Source organism: Microbacterium sp. NPDC089321, assembly GCF_040684935.1.
GTDB lineage: Bacteria > Actinomycetota > Actinomycetes > Actinomycetales > Microbacteriaceae > Microbacterium.
In genome coordinates, this window is record NZ_JBFBGX010000002.1 from 1106496 (window position 1) to 1125253 (window position 18758).

General features: G+C 66.0%; 19 protein-coding genes and 1 tRNA gene. 7 read left to right on the forward strand and 13 right to left on the reverse strand.

Annotated features, from left to right (window positions below):
- Positions 1 to 300 precede the first annotated feature (300 nt).
- Positions 301 to 1386 carry a hypothetical protein gene (locus tag AB0N59_RS13375; RefSeq protein ID WP_363484044.1) on the forward strand — a complete coding sequence of 362 codons (1086 nt, stop codon included), beginning with the start codon at positions 301 to 303 and terminating at the stop codon, positions 1384 to 1386.
- 32 nt (positions 1387 to 1418) lie between these two features.
- Complete coding sequence (locus AB0N59_RS13380) at positions 1419 to 1622, forward strand: hypothetical protein (RefSeq protein ID WP_363484047.1); 204 nt, start codon at positions 1419 to 1421, stop codon at positions 1620 to 1622.
- A gap of 17 nt (positions 1623 to 1639) precedes the next feature.
- Here AB0N59_RS13380 and AB0N59_RS13385 read toward each other — a convergent pair whose 3' ends face one another.
- Together AB0N59_RS13385 and AB0N59_RS13390 are read right to left on the reverse strand one after the other, a co-directional pair.
- Positions 1640 to 4621: a type III restriction-modification system endonuclease gene (locus AB0N59_RS13385; RefSeq protein WP_363484050.1), complete on the reverse strand. Its 2982-nt coding sequence runs from the start codon at positions 4619 to 4621 to the stop codon at positions 1640 to 1642.
- A 1-nt stretch (position 4622) separates the two neighbouring features.
- Positions 4623 to 6512: a DNA methyltransferase gene (locus AB0N59_RS13390; RefSeq protein WP_363484053.1), complete on the reverse strand. Its 1890-nt coding sequence runs from the start codon at positions 6510 to 6512 to the stop codon at positions 4623 to 4625.
- Between the two features lie 277 nt (positions 6513 to 6789).
- Here AB0N59_RS13390 and AB0N59_RS13395 point away from each other — a divergent pair, with 277 nt between their 5' ends.
- Positions 6790 to 7362, forward strand: a complete 573-nt coding sequence (locus AB0N59_RS13395; RefSeq protein WP_363484056.1) for a hypothetical protein — start codon at positions 6790 to 6792, stop codon at positions 7360 to 7362.
- Positions 7363 to 7410: 48 nt separating this feature from the next.
- Here the strand turns inward: AB0N59_RS13395 and AB0N59_RS13400 are convergent, their stop codons facing one another.
- The 4 genes from AB0N59_RS13400 to AB0N59_RS13415 form a co-directional block, all read right to left on the reverse strand.
- Positions 7411 to 7611, reverse strand: a complete 201-nt coding sequence (locus tag AB0N59_RS13400) for a hypothetical protein (RefSeq protein ID WP_363484059.1) — start codon at positions 7609 to 7611, stop codon at positions 7411 to 7413.
- On the reverse strand, positions 7608 to 8942 hold the full coding sequence (locus AB0N59_RS13405) for a hypothetical protein (RefSeq protein WP_363484062.1): 1335 nt from the start codon (positions 8940 to 8942) through the stop codon (positions 7608 to 7610). Before AB0N59_RS13405 ends, AB0N59_RS13400 begins: the two co-directional genes overlap by 4 nt.
- A gap of 20 nt (positions 8943 to 8962) precedes the next feature.
- Positions 8963 to 9181 (reverse strand): hypothetical protein, encoded by a 219-nt coding sequence (locus tag AB0N59_RS13410; RefSeq protein ID WP_363484065.1) that lies wholly within the window; start codon positions 9179 to 9181, stop codon positions 8963 to 8965.
- A 242-nt stretch (positions 9182 to 9423) separates the two neighbouring features.
- Positions 9424 to 9500 (reverse strand) — tRNA-Pro (locus AB0N59_RS13415).
- A gap of 144 nt (positions 9501 to 9644) precedes the next feature.
- On the opposite strand from AB0N59_RS13415, the gene AB0N59_RS13420 reads away from it, so the two are divergent.
- Genes AB0N59_RS13420 through AB0N59_RS13435 form a run of 4 tightly spaced genes read left to right on the forward strand, consistent with a single transcriptional unit; the run spans position 9645 to position 11779 of the window.
- Complete coding sequence (locus AB0N59_RS13420) at positions 9645 to 10229, forward strand: GNAT family N-acetyltransferase (RefSeq protein WP_363484068.1); 585 nt, start codon at positions 9645 to 9647, stop codon at positions 10227 to 10229.
- Positions 10230 to 10260: 31 nt separating this feature from the next.
- Positions 10261 to 10713: a hypothetical protein gene (locus tag AB0N59_RS13425; protein ID WP_363484071.1), complete on the forward strand. Its 453-nt coding sequence runs from the start codon at positions 10261 to 10263 to the stop codon at positions 10711 to 10713.
- Between the two features lie 20 nt (positions 10714 to 10733).
- A complete protein-coding gene (locus AB0N59_RS13430) occupies positions 10734 to 11402 on the forward strand; it encodes a lysoplasmalogenase (protein ID WP_363484074.1) in 669 nt (222 codons plus the stop codon).
- Positions 11399 to 11779, forward strand: a complete 381-nt coding sequence (locus AB0N59_RS13435; protein WP_363484077.1) for an RNA-binding S4 domain-containing protein — start codon at positions 11399 to 11401, stop codon at positions 11777 to 11779. The genes AB0N59_RS13430 and AB0N59_RS13435 overlap by 4 nt, the downstream gene beginning before the upstream one ends.
- A gap of 46 nt (positions 11780 to 11825) precedes the next feature.
- Here the strand turns inward: AB0N59_RS13435 and AB0N59_RS13440 are convergent, their stop codons facing one another.
- The 7 genes from AB0N59_RS13440 to scpB all read right to left on the reverse strand — a co-directional run bounded on the left by AB0N59_RS13440 (position 11826) and on the right by scpB (position 18754).
- Positions 11826 to 12752: an NUDIX domain-containing protein gene (locus tag AB0N59_RS13440; RefSeq protein WP_363484080.1), complete on the reverse strand. Its 927-nt coding sequence runs from the start codon at positions 12750 to 12752 to the stop codon at positions 11826 to 11828.
- Positions 12753 to 12827: 75 nt separating this feature from the next.
- Complete coding sequence (locus AB0N59_RS13445; protein ID WP_363484083.1) at positions 12828 to 13898, reverse strand: Glu/Leu/Phe/Val dehydrogenase dimerization domain-containing protein; 1071 nt, start codon at positions 13896 to 13898, stop codon at positions 12828 to 12830.
- A gap of 88 nt (positions 13899 to 13986) precedes the next feature.
- Complete coding sequence (der, locus tag AB0N59_RS13450) at positions 13987 to 15507, reverse strand: ribosome biogenesis GTPase Der (RefSeq protein ID WP_363484086.1); 1521 nt, start codon at positions 15505 to 15507, stop codon at positions 13987 to 13989.
- Between the two features lie 2 nt (positions 15508 to 15509).
- Entirely contained in the window at positions 15510 to 16196 is a 687-nt protein-coding gene (cmk, locus tag AB0N59_RS13455) for a (d)CMP kinase (RefSeq protein WP_363484089.1), read from the reverse strand.
- A complete protein-coding gene (locus AB0N59_RS13460) occupies positions 16189 to 17313 on the reverse strand; it encodes a prephenate dehydrogenase (protein WP_363484092.1) in 1125 nt (374 codons plus the stop codon). The genes cmk and AB0N59_RS13460 overlap by 8 nt, the downstream gene beginning before the upstream one ends.
- Positions 17310 to 18128: a pseudouridine synthase gene (locus tag AB0N59_RS13465; protein ID WP_363484095.1), complete on the reverse strand. Its 819-nt coding sequence runs from the start codon at positions 18126 to 18128 to the stop codon at positions 17310 to 17312. The genes AB0N59_RS13460 and AB0N59_RS13465 overlap by 4 nt, the downstream gene beginning before the upstream one ends.
- Positions 18125 to 18754: an SMC-Scp complex subunit ScpB gene (gene scpB / locus AB0N59_RS13470; protein ID WP_363484269.1), complete on the reverse strand. Its 630-nt coding sequence runs from the start codon at positions 18752 to 18754 to the stop codon at positions 18125 to 18127. The genes AB0N59_RS13465 and scpB overlap by 4 nt, the downstream gene beginning before the upstream one ends.
- Positions 18755 to 18758: the final 4 nt, after the last annotated feature.

Consider the following 18758-nt stretch of genomic DNA (forward strand, 5'->3'; position numbering starts at 1 on the left):
GCCTGATCATGGCCGACGAGCCGATCTACGTCGACGGCGTCAGGGTTTTCAGCTAGCCCGACCGCGCGGCGCTGCTCGATTTTCTAAGTGGCGTCTGCGCGGTCTGGTCTTCGTAGTAGACACGGTCGTCGCGCTCGGGTGCCTCCTCTCATCGACATGCTCTCGTATGCAAAGACCAATGCAGGATCAGGCCGGCCCCCTGCCACACGGGATGTGGGAGGTCGTCGCTAGGGTCATGACCATGGACGACAAGCTCACCACTTCGAACGCGGCCCTGGGTGCGGGCACAGGTGCGGGATCGTGATGTTCACCGCAACCCCGACACCTGTGCCGGTGGGCGCTGTGTCAGGCGGCCCCGAGTTCCTCGGAGTCCCGTTGGCGGTCTGGGCGTTCGCCGTGTCGCTGTTGAGCTTCCTGATCGCTCTGAGCGCCCTGGGCTGGCAGGTGACGAAACACTTCCTCGACGGCGGCCGGGTGAGGGTCTACCTCAACACAGCCATCTTGTACCCCGAGTTCATGATCGCGACGAACCACTCGGGGAAGCATCAACTACAGAACAAGCACCCCGCGATGGAGGTCACTCGAAACGGCAAGGCGCTGGAACTTGCGCAATTGGTCGTGGAGAATCCCGGACGTACGGCCCTCACCATCTACTCCCCCGGACTCCAGTTCAGCGGGCACGGCAAGAAGAACCACACAGTCGTCCCGCGGATGTTCGAGACTGAGGGAACGTTCGGCCCGGACGGAGCTGTCACCGACACGGTTGTGAGGCTCGAGCCCTACGCCCGCGTCACATTCCTGCTCGACTACTGGAGCTCGGTGCCTGGGCTCCTGAAGGATGCTCCGAAGGGTTACGTGGATATCCGAGGGCACGTCAGCGTCGCCGGACGAACCAACCGCCCGCAGAGGTCGAGCTACCGGAAGCGGTGGCGCATCAAGCGTGGCATGTACACAGCGATTGAGGGCTCTCCCGATTTCACGCCTCTTGCGGTGCTGTGGCGGGAGATGTACCTCCGCCTGCCGAAGGACGGCGATGAGCAGGACGTTCATCCGTCGCACAAGAGCCGTCCGACCCGGCGCTACGCTGCCGGTTACCTGCTCGACCGTGCCATGTCGCGCTTCGAGGAGCGTCCTGACCGCGACGAGTTGATCGAGGTCCTCCACGACCTGGCGAAAGCGGATGGCGACAAGTTCCCCTACTTTGGCTTGCATCTCTGGGAAGGGTACGAAGCGCTCGATCGCATGGAAGGACATCTCACGCCGTGGACGGAGGGCCTGTTCACTGCGACGCAGTCAAAGAAGACGGCTCCGCAGGACAGTTCAGCTGACGGTGACGAATCTGTCGGCGAGGGTGAGTCCGTAGCGGTGCCTTCGGAGGAAGCCTAGATAGGCGCAGGGCTCGTCGGTATCGTCGGTACATGGAGTACGAGCACATCGACGGGCCGGATGGCCTCGACATCCGTGTGCCGACGGATGAGAGCTATCGGACGTGCTCGATATGCGGCGGGGACTGTGAGCCGGACACCTCACTAAGCGCTGACGGCACGGGCGTGCGCGTTGCGTTCATGTGTGCGGAGCACGGCGTGCAGTCGGTGGTGGATCCGTTCTCGAACAGTCGCTAAGCAGCTGACGCTGAGAACTACTCGCCGGGTATCGCGAGCAGCTGCTTGATCATCGCCGCGATATCGTCCCGCTTGACCTGGGGTTGGAACGTGACGTCGAACGACTCAGAGCTCATGGATTCGAAGAACCGCTTTGCGGCCTTCATCTTGAGCTGCTCGCTCTTGCGCATGTCCGAGCGTTTCTCAACGTCCTTCGTCTCGATGACAAAGTTCAACGAGAGTCTGCCGTCCTCGCGCTTCAGCACATACATGAAGTCCGGGCTCGTCGTGCCGCCGAAATACAGCGGGATCCTCACCGACCTGCGAGGGATCTTGCCGAACACGATGACCTCATCGAGCTTGGAATCGCGGATCGTGTCGTGTTCCTTCGGCGAGTCATAGACGAACGCGTCGTAGAGGAACATCTCCGGGACCGTTGCGTTGTTGTCGCGATGGATCCCGATGTTGCCCTGGACGATGCTCTCAAGCGGAGCGCCATCGGCGTCGGTGAGCGGGGTACTCCCGGCGACGCCGTCAATGCGCGAGTAGGAGAACCGCTCGAGAAAGGTGTTCTCCATCCACTCCGTGAACTGGGCGACGAACTCACCAAGTGTCTCTTTGTTGAAGAAGTCGCTCGGAAGAGCCTTCTTCGCATTCGAGCGCACCAGGCCGGCGTGCACCCGATCGATCGGGAGTGCAGTCTGCGAGTGGAGGAGCTTAAGCCACTCGCCGTACGGCACCGTCTCGGTCGCGTTGAAGGTGTCCTTCGTCTCCGTGCGAACCTCGAGCCCTGCCTCCTCGCTCTGGACGACCACCTCCTGTGCGAAACGCCCGAATGATTGCCGGTAAACATCGGCGTCGAGCACGGCGTCAATACAGGAGTCGATCTCCTCCTGCGAGAGCTCGTCCAGCCGGAGGTAGTACTTCGCGTTGATCGTCTCCCAAAGGTCCTTGAGATCGGCGTACCGCTCCGGTCGGATTCCGACCTTGACCTTTTGATCGCCCTTCACAACCTTGTCCGGCTTGAGACCGGTTGCGTTGAACGCTGGATAAGCCGCGTACAGATCGTCCTCGCGTCCGGGCACGACGTTCTTGTCCGGGTCCACGAATCCCAGCTGCAACAGCTCGATGAAGAGCTCGGTCTCTGTCTTGCCGAGGTCGGCGGCGACTTTGGGCAACAGGTCTTTGACCGGAGCCGGCCCTGTGGCCGCGTCGGAGTTAATCTCGTCAACGAGCGAGTCCGCGAACGCGCGCTCGGTGTAGTCGATGAGGTAGGTCAGGTAGAACTGCTCACCAGAAAGCCGCGATCCCTTCGCGTCGACCGGAAGGCGCAATCCTCGGCCAACCTCCTGAAGCTTCGAGATCTCCGAGCCCGACGAGCGAAGCTTCACGATCTGGAAGACGTTGGGGTTATCCCACCCCTCGCGCAGCGTCCACTTGGAGAAGAGGAAGCGTCGCGTGTTCGGAGCGCCATCGGGGCCGGTGAACGAGAGCAGCGTCTCCTTGTTGCGGAGGATGTCATCGACCTCACGTCTGATGTCTTCGTCGGCGGTTGAGTTGTCCGCCGCGAAGTAACCTCCGTTGGTCGCCGACACATCGGCAAGTGAGGCCTGGAGATAGGCGACGTATTCCTGCGCAACCGAGGAATCGTCGCCCTTGCGCTTGTCAATCTCGACAGCGAGCCGCGCGGCAAGCAGTTCCTCGAAGCGAACGCGCAGGTGTCCACTCGTGTTGTCACCGCCGCGGTATGACTCGATCGAGTCGATGAAGAACAGCGTGAGCGTCTTTACCTTGGTCGTGCGCCGGAAGTTCTCCCACTCCGCCTCGAAGTGGTTCTTGAGCGCCTGCTCCATCATCAGGCTCTGGTACGTGTCTGAGTAGACCTTGGCCGAGAGGATGTCGCCGGTCGCCAGCACCTGACCGTTCGAGAGCGTGACGCCAGATTTGATCGCCGGATGGTCGGGCTTGCCGATCGATGTGACCGTGATGCCAGCGAAAGCCCCATCGGCGATCGAGAGCGAGTCGTCAAGATCGAGGGTGAGAGACTTGCCCGTATCCAGGTTTTGGAAGGTCGCTTGCTTGGGCTTGCGCGCTGACAGGCCGGTCAACTTCAGACGCGTTGTCTCGCCGGTCGCATCGACCGGGTATTGGATTTGGACGCCCTTCACCAACTGCTCGTTGAATGCCTCGACCGCACCGAGGTTGAAGACGAGGTTGTTGTAGTCCGTTTTGCCGCTCTTATCGAGCTTGGGGAACGTTGCACCGAAGCGGAAGATCGCCAGCGGCTGGATCTCATTGACGAGCGTCTGGTACGCCTTGTTCTCTCGACGGAAGCGGTGAGGCTCGTCCATGATCACGATGGGGCGGGTCGCTCGAAGCGCCTCGTACGGCACACTCGCTGTGCCGAGCACCGTTTGGTCGTAGTCCGTGGACATGGTCGCCTTCGAAAGAAGCATCCCGTCGGTCATCAGCAGTGCGGAGATCCTGCCGCGAGAGAGGCGAGAGCCGTGCACGAAGCTCGCGATGGCACTCGGGAACATCTTCCGCCCCTTGGAGCGCTTTTGTGGATCGAGGACGTCCAGCTGAAGGCTCAGCCGGCCACCGTAGGCATCGGCGAAGTACTTTCGGGCGTAGTCCGACTGAATGAACGCCTTGGTGCCTTCCTTGATCGGAGTCGAGGGCACGAGAACGATGAACTTCGTGAAGCCATAGAGCCGGTTGAGCTCGTACATGAGTTGCGTGTACACCAGCGTCTTGCCGGTGCCCGTCTCCATCTTCGCGTCGATGCCGAGCACGCCGTCATCGACGCGACTGCGCCACGTACGCGGGATCGCATCGATGCCGTCGACGATGCCGGACTGGATCGCTTCGATGTTCTGCGCGAGTTGAGGGTCCACCAGGTCGAAGGTGACGTTCGCCTCGGGCGATGTACTGCGATCCAACTCGACGTCGTGGAACACCCGGGTAAGGGATGTGAGCGCCCGCTGCTGATGCTCAAGTGTTTGGAGGCGAATCTGCATGTCAGAACCGCTCGATCACGGAGACGGTGCGGCCGGACTTGAGGGACTTCAAGTTCTGCTTCAGTTCGTGCATCACCGAGAACGTCACCGAATATCCGAAGACGACCAGCCTGTTCAGGTCGAGCTCGCCCTTTTCCAGCTTGGTCACAAGAGCGAGGAGATCCGCGCTGGTCAGACCGGGCTGGATAACGTAGCCAGAGTCGCCGCAGACGCGGAGCTCGTACTGATCGAGTTGGACAGTCTGCACGTCCGCCGTCAGGCCGAAGCCGTCCTGCAGCAGCCAGGTCGAGAGCGCCACCTGGTCGCCTGGAGTTCCATTGAGATCGAACTTCGACACGAAATCGCCACTGAACAGCACGTCGTTCGCATCGGGATCGAAGGACTGCAACTCATCCAACGTCGTCTCGCTGGGTTCCTCCAGCCGGAAGAGTCGGAAGCCGTAGTCGATATCGGCGTCAGTGTCTGCCTTGATCTTGGCCGCGGCCTTCGCGATTCGGGCGCGACCGATCTCATCGATCGTCGAGTAACCTGCCTTTTCAGCGGCACCGCCAGGCTTCACCTTCTCAGCCAGCTGCACCATGACGAACTTGCGCCGACCGGCTTCCCCGTCTTCGGCATTGAGCTGCATCACCGCGTCCGCGGTGGTCGCCGAACCGGAGAAGAAGTCGACGATGATCGCGTCTTTCGCTCGGAGCGTGCTGTACTCGACGAGCTTCTTGACCAATCGAACCGGCTTGGGATGGGAGAAGATGTCAGGCCCGAGCAACGCTTCCACCTCGGAGGTACCGTCGGCGGTCGTTCCGGCGTCGAGCAACATTGAGCTGGGTGTCTTCGTGTCGCCCTTTGCAACCCGCTCTTCGTAGAACAGTTTGCGCTGCGGGCGACTCGTCCCTCGCTTACCGAATGCGATCCGGCCGTCCGCCATCAACGCTGCCATCGACTGAGAGTTGATGGCCCAGGAACGTCCCTCAGACGGCCAGTATTCTTCGCCGGTGAGTGGGTTCGTCACCTGGTACATCGTGTCGCCGCCCGGTTTGTTGGCGTCGAGAGGAACGAGCTTCCACGGACCTCGTGGATCACCGTCTGGGTTGGCATACTCGGTCTCATCGAGGACGTCTCCCCAGATGGTGAGTTTCAAGCGGTCCTTGGCGTACACGAGTGTATGCGTGTGGTTCTGCGAGAACTCGCGGTCATCAGAGATGGACCGCCTTGATTGCCAGATGAGATCGGACACAAAGTTCTGCTCACCGAATACCTCATCGCACAGCAGTTTCAGGTTGGCAGCTTCATCGTCTCCAATCGAGATGATGATCATGCCTTCTTCCGACAAGAGCTGCTGCGCGAGTTCGAGCCGCGGGTACATGAAAGTCATCCAGGCAGAGTGCGACGATTTGCCTCGCAGATCGATGATGCGCTGGGCTTCTTCGTCACTGAGCCCGATCTTGTTGACCAGATCCTTTGCAGTGAAGCCGAAGTCGTCGTTGTAGACAAACCCGTCGGAGCCGGTGTTGTACGGCGGATCGATGTAGATGCACTTCACTTCGCCGGAGTATGAACCAAGAAGTTGCTTGAGAGCATCAATGTTGTCGCCGACAATGTAAAGGTTCTCGGACGAGGCGTTCGCTTCCTCAGCGTTGTGCTCGAGATCCGGCACCACGACGGTCTCGGTCCTCGTCGAGGTCAAGTACTTCGCGTAAGACTTCCCGAGGAACTTGAGCTCGTAGCCTTCACGGGTTAGGTTCACCTCGCCAGCGCGGAGAGCGGACTCGAGGCGATCGAGCATGAAGCCGCCGTCCTTATCGAAATACTCTGGCAGGGCGGCGTAGAGCCGCTCGATCTCGAAGTCGTTAGGGGCGGTCGTCTCGTTCGCCTCGTGAGCGTCTCTGATCATTGACCGTTCTCCTTATCGGTGCCTACTGTTCTCGACCGGGCCCACGGCTGCTCGGAGCGTGGCAACGGCGTCACTCATCCTATTGGGAAGCCTCGAAACGCCTGATCTCTGAGGCAGAAGTGGATGCGAGCACCCGTCGGAGCAGGGCAGTTCGTCCGGCAGCGCCGCAGCAGGCGAAGCCACGTATTCCTTCGTCGATCTCGCCGTCCGGAGCGTTGGACGGCCGAGCCTCGTCGCGTCGGAAGACGCCCCATTCACGATCCAGTTCCCCGAGGCTGTGCGCGAGCTTCTCCCGGAGGACGACCGCCCCGTCATCGACACGTACACGCTGACGCCGAGCAGCTTCGCGCCGGGGCTGTGTGCGCTGCACGTCGTCGCGACGCCGCACCCAGACGGACCCAGCCTGGAGGGTCTCTACGGCGGCACGATCGACTCCGAGGGCACGGTCGTCAAGCGCGGTGCCGTCTACGGTGCAGATCTCTACGGCCCCGCCGTCGAGCTGGTCGACTCCCTACCGAGCGACGAGAAATTGAAGGACGCGGTGCGCGGCACCACCGAGGACGTCTCGCTCACCTACGCGCTCGACGACCTGTCCGAAGCCGTGATCGTGAAGAACTGCTCGACGTCGACGGACGACGAGTACATGCGTCTGGGCTTCGGGAACGGGGAGCTCGACTACGTCTCCGACGTCGAGCCGGCAGACGACCTGTTCGACGACGTGGTGCTCGCGCACTACGCAGGCGACGTCGCGGTCAGCGTCTTCAGCGACGGTCTCACGACGGTCGTCGACTCGACCATCGTCGACGCGGAGCCCGACGTGCTCGGTGAGTGGGTGCTCATCGAGGAGTGAACGGAGGCAGACAGAAGCCCCTGGCCATCGGCCAGGGGCTTCGTCGTATCAGCGTGAGCGGATGAAGCGGGTGACGTCATCGGCGTAGTCGACGATGCCGTGAGCGACGGCGCACGGGGCCTTGCCCTCGCAGACGCCCTGCGTCTTACCGACAGCCCAGGTGCGGTACGCGTCGACACGGTCGCCCAGAATCTCTCCGAGCTGTGTCGCGGTGTAGCCGAGGGTGCACGCGGGCTCGGGGAGGGTCACGGCGACACCTCAGGATCGTTCTCGGTGGTAATGGGTCCACCGCTTGGCGCGACGAAACGGGCACCAGCGCTCATCAGGGCCGCTCGCGCCGCCTCCTTCGACATCTGGTCGGTAGCCACGAGCTGGCGAAGCGCGAAGAGGTCACGCGTATCGATCAGCGACCCAGAGCTGTACTCGGCGAACGTCGCGAGGTCATCCTCGCGAGACCCCAGGGCCGTTTCGCGCTGTGCAGGATCCGTTTCGCGGTACGCGTTCACGACGTACCAGAGAGCATCAGCCTGTGACCCGGTGGACGCGGCGTAGGCGACGGCAGCGCCGTTGAGCTGCTGGAGGTCGTTCGATTTCGTTGCCCCGGCGTACCCCTTGACTTCAACCAGCGCTGTCCAGCCCTCGTGCTTCACGCGAAGGTCCTCTCGCTTCTTGCCCTTGTTCTGCGGGAGGGCGTCAGAGTCGATCACGTCGAAGCCGATGAGCTCCAACGCGTCGCGGACGGCCTTGACGAGGTCATCGCCCGATTCCGACAACAGAGCACGCCACTCTTCACCAGCGCCTTCGGCAGCATCGACCTTCGAGGTGAGCGCACGTCGCTTCTCGTCTGCCTCCTGACGACGACGGGCTTCCTCCGCGTCGAACGAGGCGAGAGTGCCGCGGGCGGCGATCTCGTCCGGCGACGACCACTGGTCGGCACGTCGCCATTCTGCTGTCACGGGGAATGTATCCGGGTCCGCTGCACGCCACCGATCAAAGGCCGCGCGCACCCAGTCGACGAGCGCGCTGCGCGCGATGTCCGGGAGCCAGAAAACTGAGTCCTTCACGACACCGTCTTCTTCTTCCTCGAGAATCCCCGCCAGCACGCGGGGGTTCGAGAGCCGCTCACGCAACAGTGGATAGACGGTTCGCTTCGGGTGGACCATGCCCGTGAAGCCCGTGTACGTGGCTTTCTCGGCTGGCCAGCAGCTTCGACGGACGAGCGAGACAAGACCGGATTGATTCGCGAACTCGGTCAGCTCAAATGAGTGCGAAGGCTTGAACTGCGTGCGCGCCCTCGTCGGCGGCGTGTGGCTCGACGACCCCGAGCCTGACGCAACCGGAAATCGCGGTTGCTTCGTGTCCACCGGAGCAGCGAACGCAATTCGACGGGAGAGAAGTCCGGCAGCGTCAGAGAAATCGGCGTTCACGTGGATCAGCACGTCGTGTTCTTCGAAGTGCACGTCATACATGCGTTCTGTCGTCGTGATGCTCCCCACGACAGGACGAAGCGACTCGACTTCGGCGTCGGTCAGTCCGATCGCGAGAACCCGAGGCCGTGGAGCGTCAATCTCGATCTGCATGCTTCCGATCTTGTCAGCACTCACAGATGGGCTTCACCGGTCGCGTACTCCAGGCACGACATGCAGCAGTCGCCGCCGATGTCGTGGTGCGCACGCAGCATCATCGGATCGTGGCCGGTGTGCCAGAGGTGGGCCTCCCCCAGGCCGGGATCCCCCGGACCAGGAACGACGCCGCACAGCGGCAGCAGATCGCCCCGGTCGGCGTACACGTGGTGGACGATGGTGGCGCGTGCGATCATGACGAGTCCTCGCGAGGTGGGAACCCCCTGCCGGAGCCGGGGTCAGACGGGATCCACTCACGATACGAGACGGGTCCGACAGCAGATCGGTCCGCGCTAGACTCGCGTCATCAGAACCCTGCGGCCGACACCGGCACGCAGGTTTGCCTGTTTCTAGCGGTGACTCTAGCGGCGACATTGGCCGTTTCGTCACCCTGCAGAAACGACGAAACCCCGGAAAATCGTTGATTTTCCGGGGTTTTTGGTCGGGCTGACAGGATTTGAACCTGCGACCCCTTGACCCCCAGTCAAGTGCGCTACCAAGCTGCGCCACAGCCCGTGGCAGTCCGCGCTTTCGCGCGGGCAACTCCACAATCCTAGCCGACGGAATCGCCCACCGCGAACCGGCGCCGCCGGGCGTGGCGGGGAATCGTCTGAACCCGTTTTCGTTGCCGGTGTCCGCGGCCTGGCGTACGGTGCCTGCATGGCGACGATCACCACAGAACCGGCCACCATCACCCGGTGGGACGACGTTCAGCACTCGCTGTCGGGCGGCGGTGACGGGCGCAGCTGCCAGTGCATCTGGCCCATCGTGCGCAACAAGGTCTGGAACTCCACGACCCTCGATGAGCGTCGCGACATGCTGCACGACGAGATCGAGGCGGGCCCTCCCCCGGGTCTCATCGCCTATGTCGATGGCGAGGCAGCCGGGTGGATACGCGTCGGTCCGCGCACCGTGCAGCAGCGCATCCTGCACACCCGTGCCATCACCGCGGCCACCTTACAACCGCTCGACGATGATTCGGTCTGGGCGGTCACGTGCTTCGTCGTGCGCAAAGAGCACCGCGGGAAGGGCCTGAACGCCGCGCTCCTGGCATCCGCCCTCGACTACGCCCGCGACTCCGGCGCCCGCGTGATCGAGGCCTACCCGGTCGACACCTCGACCGGATCGCATCGATCCAACGACCTCTTCCACGGCACTCTCTCGACCTTCCTCGCCGCCGGATTCGAGCACGGCCCCGCCCTGACCGGAGGACGAGTACTCGTGACGCGCGGCCTGGCCGACTGATCCCGGCGCATCGAGGTACTACGGTGGCGCCATGAGCACCACGTACCCGACCATCGAAGATCCGGAACTCGGCACCCTCTCGCGCGCCGAGACCACGCTCGACGATGGCGACGTCGTCACCCATGACTGGTACTCGGGCGCGCTGACGATCGACGGGCGCGAGCTAGAGCTGATGATCGACGGAGCCGACGCCGATACGGTCGGCGCGCTGCTCCCCCGTGCCCACGCCATCGTCGCCGACCTCGACGGTGTCCGCCGCCGGGCATCCGACGCCGTCATCACCCACTTCAGCGACAGTGAGCCGACTGCTGCTCAGCTCGACGAGGGAGCCGACGATCTCGTGCTCGACACCCTCGAGATCACCAGCGACGCGACCGTCCTGCACTTCACCGACTCGTGCGGGCAGCACTTCCCCGAGGGATACTGGCCGGCAGTGCACCTCGACCTCGACGGCGAGGTCGCCGAGGTCACGGTCGAGGGCTGACCGCTCAATACGATGGGAGGATGCGCCGCAGCATCCGCCCGCTCGACATCGCCGTCTGGGCGCCGTATATCCTCCTCACGATCATCCACGTGATCGCGCTTGCCGCGCAGAGTCCGCTCGCCCCGCCGACGAAGCTGACGCTGATGCCGCTGCTCGCGCTGCCGGTGCTGGCTGCGGCACCCCGGATCCGACCGCGCGTCGCCGTATCGCTGCTGCTCGGCGCACTGCTGTTCTCCTGGCTCGGCGACGCAGCGGGCACCTTCTTCCCCGACGGACCCGAGCTGCCGCTGATGCTGCTGTTCTTCGGCATCGCGCACATCGTCTATATCGTCGTCTTCCTGAGGCTCACCGCCCGCCGTCGGCTGCCCTGGAGGACTCTGATCTACGCCGTCTGGTGGATCGGGATGCTGGTCATCCTCGGTCCGCACATCGGCGGCCTCTTCTTCGCCGTCGCGGCCTACGGCCTCGTGCTGGCCGGCACCGCGGCGACCTCTGCCCGGGGCAACGCCACCATCGCCACCGGCGGGGCGTTCTTCCTCGCCAGCGATTCGATCCTCGCGTTCCGCCTCTTCCTGCCCGATATGATGCCCGCCTGGACGAGCCCGGCCGTGATGCTCACCTACACCCTCGGTCAGGGGCTCATCATCGCCGGCGTGATCCGTGCGCTGCGAAAGGAGGAGGTCGGATGATGGATGCCATCAAGCCCGTGCGCGTCGACAGCTGGCTCTGGGCGATCCGCATCTACAAGACCCGCTCGGCGGCCACCACCGCCTGCCGCGCCGGGCATGTGCGGGTGGGCGGGGAGCGCACCAAAGCTGCGCAGACGGTCAAGCCGGGCGACGAGGTGAGAGTGCGGATGTCGGGGTTCGATCGCATTCTCATCGTGAAGCAGACCCTGTCGAAGCGTGTCGGCGCCCCGGTCGCGGTCACCGCCTACGAGGATCGCACTCCCCCGCGCGAGCCGTCGGCGATGCTCGCGGTGCGCGACCGCGGTGCGGGGCGGCCCACCAAGCGCGAGCGGCGGGAGATCGACCGGCTGCGCGGGCGGGATCCGTACGACGACTGAGTCCTAGCCGCGCCAGCTCTAGGCGCGGCCTACGCCCGGGCTGCGCTCAGCCGCGGGCACCCAGCTGGCGCAGCAGCCAGCCGGACGGCTCGACCTTCGCGCCCGCCTCTTCGAGGCGCAGCACGAGTTCGCGGTCGCTCGTCACGGCGGTGACGTCGGCACCGTCGCCGACCAGCCGCCGCGCCTCCTCGACGATTGCGTCGTCACCGGCTCCGTCGGCCCGCACGATGGCGACCCGGGCGCCGTGAGTCTGCTGCCCGGCATCCGGAATCGCGCGGGCAGCGCCCTCCACGACCATCGACACCGGCGGGAACCAGCGGTCGGCTCCGAGACCGAGGCCGGCGGCCTGCACCCCGCCTGCGGCCCATTCCGAGAGCCGGGCGTGCAGACGCGACGCAGCACCCGCGCGGTCTTTCCACCAGCCGTCTGGGACCGAGCCGACGACGTTCGCGGCATCCACCACGATCGCGGGATGCTCGGTCAGCAGTGACCGCAGCAGCGGCCACGAGTCGGCGAAGCCGGGGTGCAGCGGCCGCTCGTCGACCTCATCGACCGGCACCCACTCGAGGGCGAGGCTCTCGGGGTCGCTGATCACCGGGTCGAAAGGGGCGAGCACATCGGCGACGACGGTCGTGTACGACCAGATCTCAAGATCCAGCACGCGAGCGAACCGCGCGTGCAGGGCGCCGTCCGGAATGCCGGCCTCCTCCTGCGCCTCACGCAGAGCGCCGTCGAGCGGCGACTCGTCCTGATGCAGCGCTCCGCCAGGGATGCCCCAGGTGCCGCCGAAGTGGCTCCAGCCGACGCGATGCTGCAACAGCACCCCGCGCTGCGGGTCGACGGCAAGTACCCCCGCGGCGCCGAAGCGACCCCAGTACTTCTCGCCGGTCGGCGCGAGAACCCAGGCGTCTCCCGGATCCTGCGGCCCGAGTGGGCGTCGCGGCTCGTCAGGGGCCGGGGGAACGATCGTCACTCCCCCAGCCTTTCATGCCTCGACGCCCACCGGCGCAGCAGACGGCGAAGCGGATCGCCGAACCTGCGGCACAGGTCAGCGTGCGCCGACCGTGGCTCCGGACCGCAGACGCGATGCAGCGAGCTCCTCCGCGGCGAGCAGCGGCGTCACACCACGGCTCTCGGCGTCATCGAGGATCCCCCGCACGGTGTCGCCGATGCCGGCCACACGCCGCATGATCTCTTCGCTCGAGCCGATGCGCTTCGCCTCGAGGTCGAGGTAGATCACACCACCGGCGTTGACCACGAAGTCGGGCGCGTACAGCACGCCGCGCTGAGCGAGCCGATCGGCACCGGAGCGGTCGGCGAGCGGGTTGTTCGCGGGGCCGCACACGGCCTTCACGTCGAGCGCATCGATGACCTCGTCGGTCAGCACACCGCCGATGCCTGCCGGCACGAAGACATCTCCTGCGACGAGGTGCTCGGTGCCGGGCTCCACCCAGGTCGCGCCGATCTCGTCGGCGAACGCGCGTCGGGCCGGGTTGATGTCGGAGACGGTCAGCTGTGCGCCCTGCTCGGCGAGCCGGGATGCCAGGCGTCCGCCCACCTGACCGAGGCCGGAGATGGTGATGCGGCGCCCGGCAGCTTCTGCCGATCCGGTCAGGCGCTCGAGAACCGCCTGCAACGAGGCGTAGACACCCAGACTGGTCGGGCCAGCCGGTTCACCCGAACCGCCGACGGTCGACGGCAGGCCGACCACGTGCTGGGTGCGCTCGCTGACCGTCAGCATGTCATCGGTCGTCGATCCCACGTCTTCCGCGGTGCGGTACAGGCCGCCCATCAGCTCCACGGCATCGCCGAGGTCGAGGAACGCATCGCGACGGCGATCGGCGTCGAGAGTCTCGCCGGGCGCGAGCCCGATCACCGACTTGCCGCCGCCGGCATCCAGCCCGGCCGCCGCGTTCTTCAGCGTCATCGCCGCCGAGAGCCGCAGCGCGTCGCCGAGCGCGTCGCTCCAGTGCGGATACGTCCACAGACGAGCGCCGCCGAGGGCGGAGCCGAGCACCGAGGAGTGCAGCGCGACGGCGATGAACAGTCCGCTCCGCCGTCCCGTCGTCACCTCCACGCGCTCGTGGGCGAAGTCGGGCAGGGGCAGGGTGTGCGTCATCGCAGTCTCCTCGGGCGGGCCTCGTGGGCCGGGCTGGGGGCGGATGCCGGGATCATGGCATCCGCTCCCCATTCTGCCTCAGAGTGATCTAGCGCTGGCGACGCTCACGAACGCGCATGTTGATGACGATCGGGGTTCCCTCGAACGAGTACAGCTCGCGCAGACGGCGCTGCACGAAGCGGCGGTAGCCGGGGTCGAGGAATCCGGTCGTGAACAGCACGAACGTCGGCGGACGCGTCGACGCCTGCGTGCCGAACAGGATGCGAGGCTGCTTGCCACCGCGCAGCGGGTGCGGGTGCGCGGCGACGAGCTCGGCGATGAACGCGTTGAACTTGCCGGTGGGGATGCGACGGTCCCAGTTCTCGAGCGCCTGCTCGAGCGCGGGCACGAGCTTGTCGAGGTGACGACCCGTCTTCGCCGAGATGTTCACTCGCGGAGCCCAGGCGACGTGCGCGAGGTCCTGCTCGATCTCGCGCTCGAGGTAACGGCGACGGTCGGCGTTCTCCATGTCGTCGTCCGACAGGCGGTCCCACTTGTTGAAGGCGAGCACCAGCGCGCGGCCCGACTCGAGCACCATGTCGATGATGTTGAGGTCCTGCACGCTGATGGACTGCGAGACGTCGAGCACGACGACCGCGACCTCCGCCTTCTCGAGAGCGGCCGAGGTGCGCAGCGACGCGTAGAAGTCGGCTCCCTGCTGCAGGTGCACGCGGCGGCGGATGCCTGCGGTGTCGACCAGACGCCACATCTTGCCGCCCAGCTCGACGATCTCGTCGACCGGGTCGCGCGTGGTGCCGGCGAGGTCGTTCACGACCACGCGCTCCTCGCCCGCGGCCTTGTTCAGCAGCGACGACTTGCCCACGTTCGGACGGCCGATGATCGCCACGCGACGCGGGCCGCCGATCTCGGCCTTCGCGACAGCCGAGACCTCGGGCAGCTTCGCGATCACCAGGTCGAGCAGGTCGGCCACGCCGCGGCCGTGGATGGCCGAGACGGGGTGCGGCTCACCGAGCCCCAGGTTCCACAGCGGAGCCGCCTCGGGCTCCTGGCGGGCGTCGTCGATCTTGTTCGCGACGAGGAACACCGGCTTGCCGCTCTTGCGCAGCAGCTTGACGACGTACTCGTCGGTCGACGTCGCGCCGACCTTCGCATCGACGACGAACAGCACCATGTCGGCCAGATCGATCGCGACCTCGGCCTGGGCGGCCACCGAGCGGTCGATGCCCTTGGCATCCGGTTCCCACCCGCCGGTGTCGACGAGCGAGAAGCGCCGGTCGTTCCACTCGGCCTTGTAGGTCACGCGGTCGCGGGTGACACCGGGGGTGTCTTCGACGACGGCCTCACGGCGACCGAGGATGCGGTTCACGAGCGCCGACTTGCCGACGTTCGGGCGACCGACGATCGCGACCACCGGCAGGGCCGGCGAGTACTCGATGCCGTCCTCGCCCTCGGTGAGACCCTCGAGAAGCGCCGCGTCGTCTTCTTCCAGCTCGTAGTCGCTGAGCGACGCCCGCATCGCGGTGGCGCGCTGCTCGGCGAACTCCTCGTCGAGCGAGGCCATCTTCTCGACGAGATCGTCGGGGGCGCCGGTGTACTCTTCATCGGCCATGTTCAAGCTCCTCTGTCAGCGTCGCGCCGCTGGGCGATCACCGTGAGCACGGCGTCGATGGTCTGCGCGAAATCAAGTTCGGTGGAGTCGACGACGTCAACGCCCTCTGCGGCGTTGAGGAAGTCGACGACGGCGCTGTCAGACGCGTCGCGCTTGTGCAGCGCTTCGGCGACAGCGGCGGCGTTCTCGCCCGCCAGCTCGCCGGCGCGCCGGGCGGCGCGCACCTCCGGCGCGGCGGTGAGCAGGATCCGTACGGGCGCATCGGGCGCCACGACGGTGGTGATGTCTCGTCCTTCGACGATGACGGCCGGGTAGTCGGACTCCGCCACGATGCGGCGGAACATCTCGTTCACCTGGACGCGGATCTCGGGCACGCGTGCGACGCCGCTCACAGCGCCCGACACCCGCGGCTCGCGGATGGCCGCCGTGACGTCGACGTCTCCGACGCGCACGATGCGGTCATCGGGGTCGAGTCCCTGCGTGAACGGGAAGTCGGATGCTGCCGCGCGAACGGCCTCGGCGTCTGCCGTGTCGTCGCCGCGGTCGAGCACGTGCCAGGCGAGCGCACGGTAGGCGGCACCGGTGTCGAGGTAGCCGTAGCCCTCACGCCGCGCGATCTCCTTCGAGACGCTCGACTTGCCGGAGCCCGCAGGTCCGTCGATCGCGATGAACTTGTCGGCATCAGTCATTGGTGTTCCCCGCAATCCGCCAGCCGCGTGCTTCCAGTCCCTCGATCGCACCGCGCAGAGCGGCCGGCGCGACGCTGATCTCGGCGAGACCGAACTGGGCGCCGGGAGAATGCTCCAGACGCAGATCCTCGACGTTCACGTTCAGCTCGCCGAGCTCGCCGAAGAGGCGGCCGAGCTGGCCGGCGGTGTCGTCGACCATGACGACCAGCGTCTCGAAGCGGCGGTTCTGACCGTGCTTGCCCGGCAGGCGCTCCACGCCCTCGTTGCCCTGGCGGATGGCATCCGCCACCGTGCGACGCGCCCCGGGCGCGTTCGGCTCGCGCAGAGCATCGGCCACCTCGGCGAGATCCACCGCCAGCGCGTCGAGCAGCTCGACGACGGGCGCGGCGTTGGCTCCGAGGATCTGCACCCACAGCTCGGGCGCAGACGCGGCGATGCGGGTCGTGTCGCGCACGCCCTGACCCGCGAGGCGCAGCGAGCCCTCCTCCGCCTCGGCCAGCCGCCCAGCGAGCAGACTCGCGATCACCTGGGGCACGTGCGAGGTCAGGGCGACAGAGCGGTCGTGCTCTTCGGGAGTCATCTCGAGCGGCATCGCGCCGACGTCGAGCGCGAGCGCTTCGACGAGGGCGAGGTCGGCTGCGCGGGTCTCCTCGTCGCGGCAGACGACCCACGGGCGACCGATGAACAGATCGGCTCGCGCGGAGATCGCGCCTCCCCGCTCCCGTCCGGCCAGCGGGTGCGAGCCGATGTAGCGCGAGAGGTCGAGCCCGCGGCGCCGCAGCTCTTCGAACGGCTCGAGCTTCACACTCGCGACGTCGGTGACGACGGCATCCGGATAGGCGGTCAGCTCTGCTTCGATGACGTCGGCGGTGACGTCGGGCGGCACGGCCACGACGATCAGCCGCGGCGCGTCGCCTTCGCGGGCGGCACGGCCCGCGCCGTAATCGATCGCGAGTCGCAGCTGCGACGGCGATGCGTCGGCGAGCACGACGTCGACGCCCTTGGTGCTGAGGGCGTGCCCGAGGCTCGAGCCGAGGAGCCCCGCTCCGACGATGCGCACCGTCCCCGAGAGCCGCGCGGCGTTCTGCGTCGCGCGCGCGTTGTGGGAATCGCTCACTCGTTCTCCTGAGGGCTGTCGTGCGCTCGGCGCTGCTCGGTGGCAGCGGGCGCCGGGGAATCCTGGCGCGACAGAGTCAGAAGTGCGCCTCGTTCGATTTTAGTCAGCTCGCGCGCCTTGCCGACCGGGAGAGTTCCCAGGTGCAGCGGACCGAACTGACGACGCACGAGTTCGTCGACCGGATGACCGACCGCTGCCATCATGCGGCGGACGATGCGGTTGCGGCCGGAGTGCAGGGTCAGCTCCACCAGGCTCGAGCCGCGAGACACGTCGAGAAGCCTGGCCTTGTCGGCTTTGATCGGACCGTCTTCGAGCTCGATCCCCCGTGTCAACCGCGCGATCGTCTGAGCGGTGACCTCGCCGGAGACCTTCGCGATGTACACCTTGGTCACGCCGAACGACGGATGCGCCAGCACGTGCGCGAGGTCGCCGTCGTTGGTGAGGATGAGCAGACCGCTGGTTTCGGCGTCCAGCCGGCCGACGTTGTACAGCCGCTCCGGCCAGTCCTTCGTGTAGCGGCGGAGGTCGGGCCGGCCGTTCTCGTCCTTCATGGTGCTGACCACGCCGGTGGGCTTGTTCAGCATCACGTAGCGCTTCGAGACGTCGAGCTGCACGGCCGTGCCGTCGACATCGATGAGGTCGGTCTCGGGATCGATGCGCGTGCCGAGCTCGGTGACGGTCGTGCCGTTGACGCGGATGCGCCCCTCGACGATGTACTGCTCGATCACGCGGCGGGAGGCCACCCCGGCGTTCGCGAGCGCCTTCTGCAGCCGGATGCCGTCGGGCTGGGCGTTCGCGTTGCTGTCAGAGGTCATCGCATGACTCCTTCTTCGAATCCCTCGGCGCCGTCGTCGAGCAGCGGCGAGATGGGCGGCAGCTCGTCGATCGAGTTGATGCCGAGATGCTGCAGCAGCTGGTCGGTGGTGCCGTAGTTGATCGCGCCGGTCTCTGAGTCGGCGAAGAGCTCGGTGATCAGCCCTCTGGCGAGCAGCGTGCGCACGACCGAGTCGACGTTCACGGCGCGGATGGACGCCACCTGCCCCCGGGTGACGGGCTGCTTGTAGGCGATGACCGCGAGCGTCTCGAGGGCCGCCTGCGAGAGCCGCGCGGGCGCCTGACCGCCGATGAAGTCCGCGACGAGGTCGTCATGGTCCTCGCGCACATAAAGCCGCCAGCCCCCGCCGACCTCGCGAAGCTCGAATCCACGCCGCGGGCCGTGGCCGCTGCCGTCGTAGTCGTCGACCAGGGCCTCGAGCACCTGGCGCACCGCGGGCACGGGCGCATGCACGGCCGCGGCCAGCGCGACCAGCGCGATCGGCTCGTCGACGATCAGCAGCACCGCCTCCACCCGCTCCGCCAGGGGCGTCTCGATGGGCGCCTCTGCGGCTGTGCCGTCTGGCGTCTGCGAGGTCGTCTCATCCACCGCATCGGTCCCGGTCATGGCA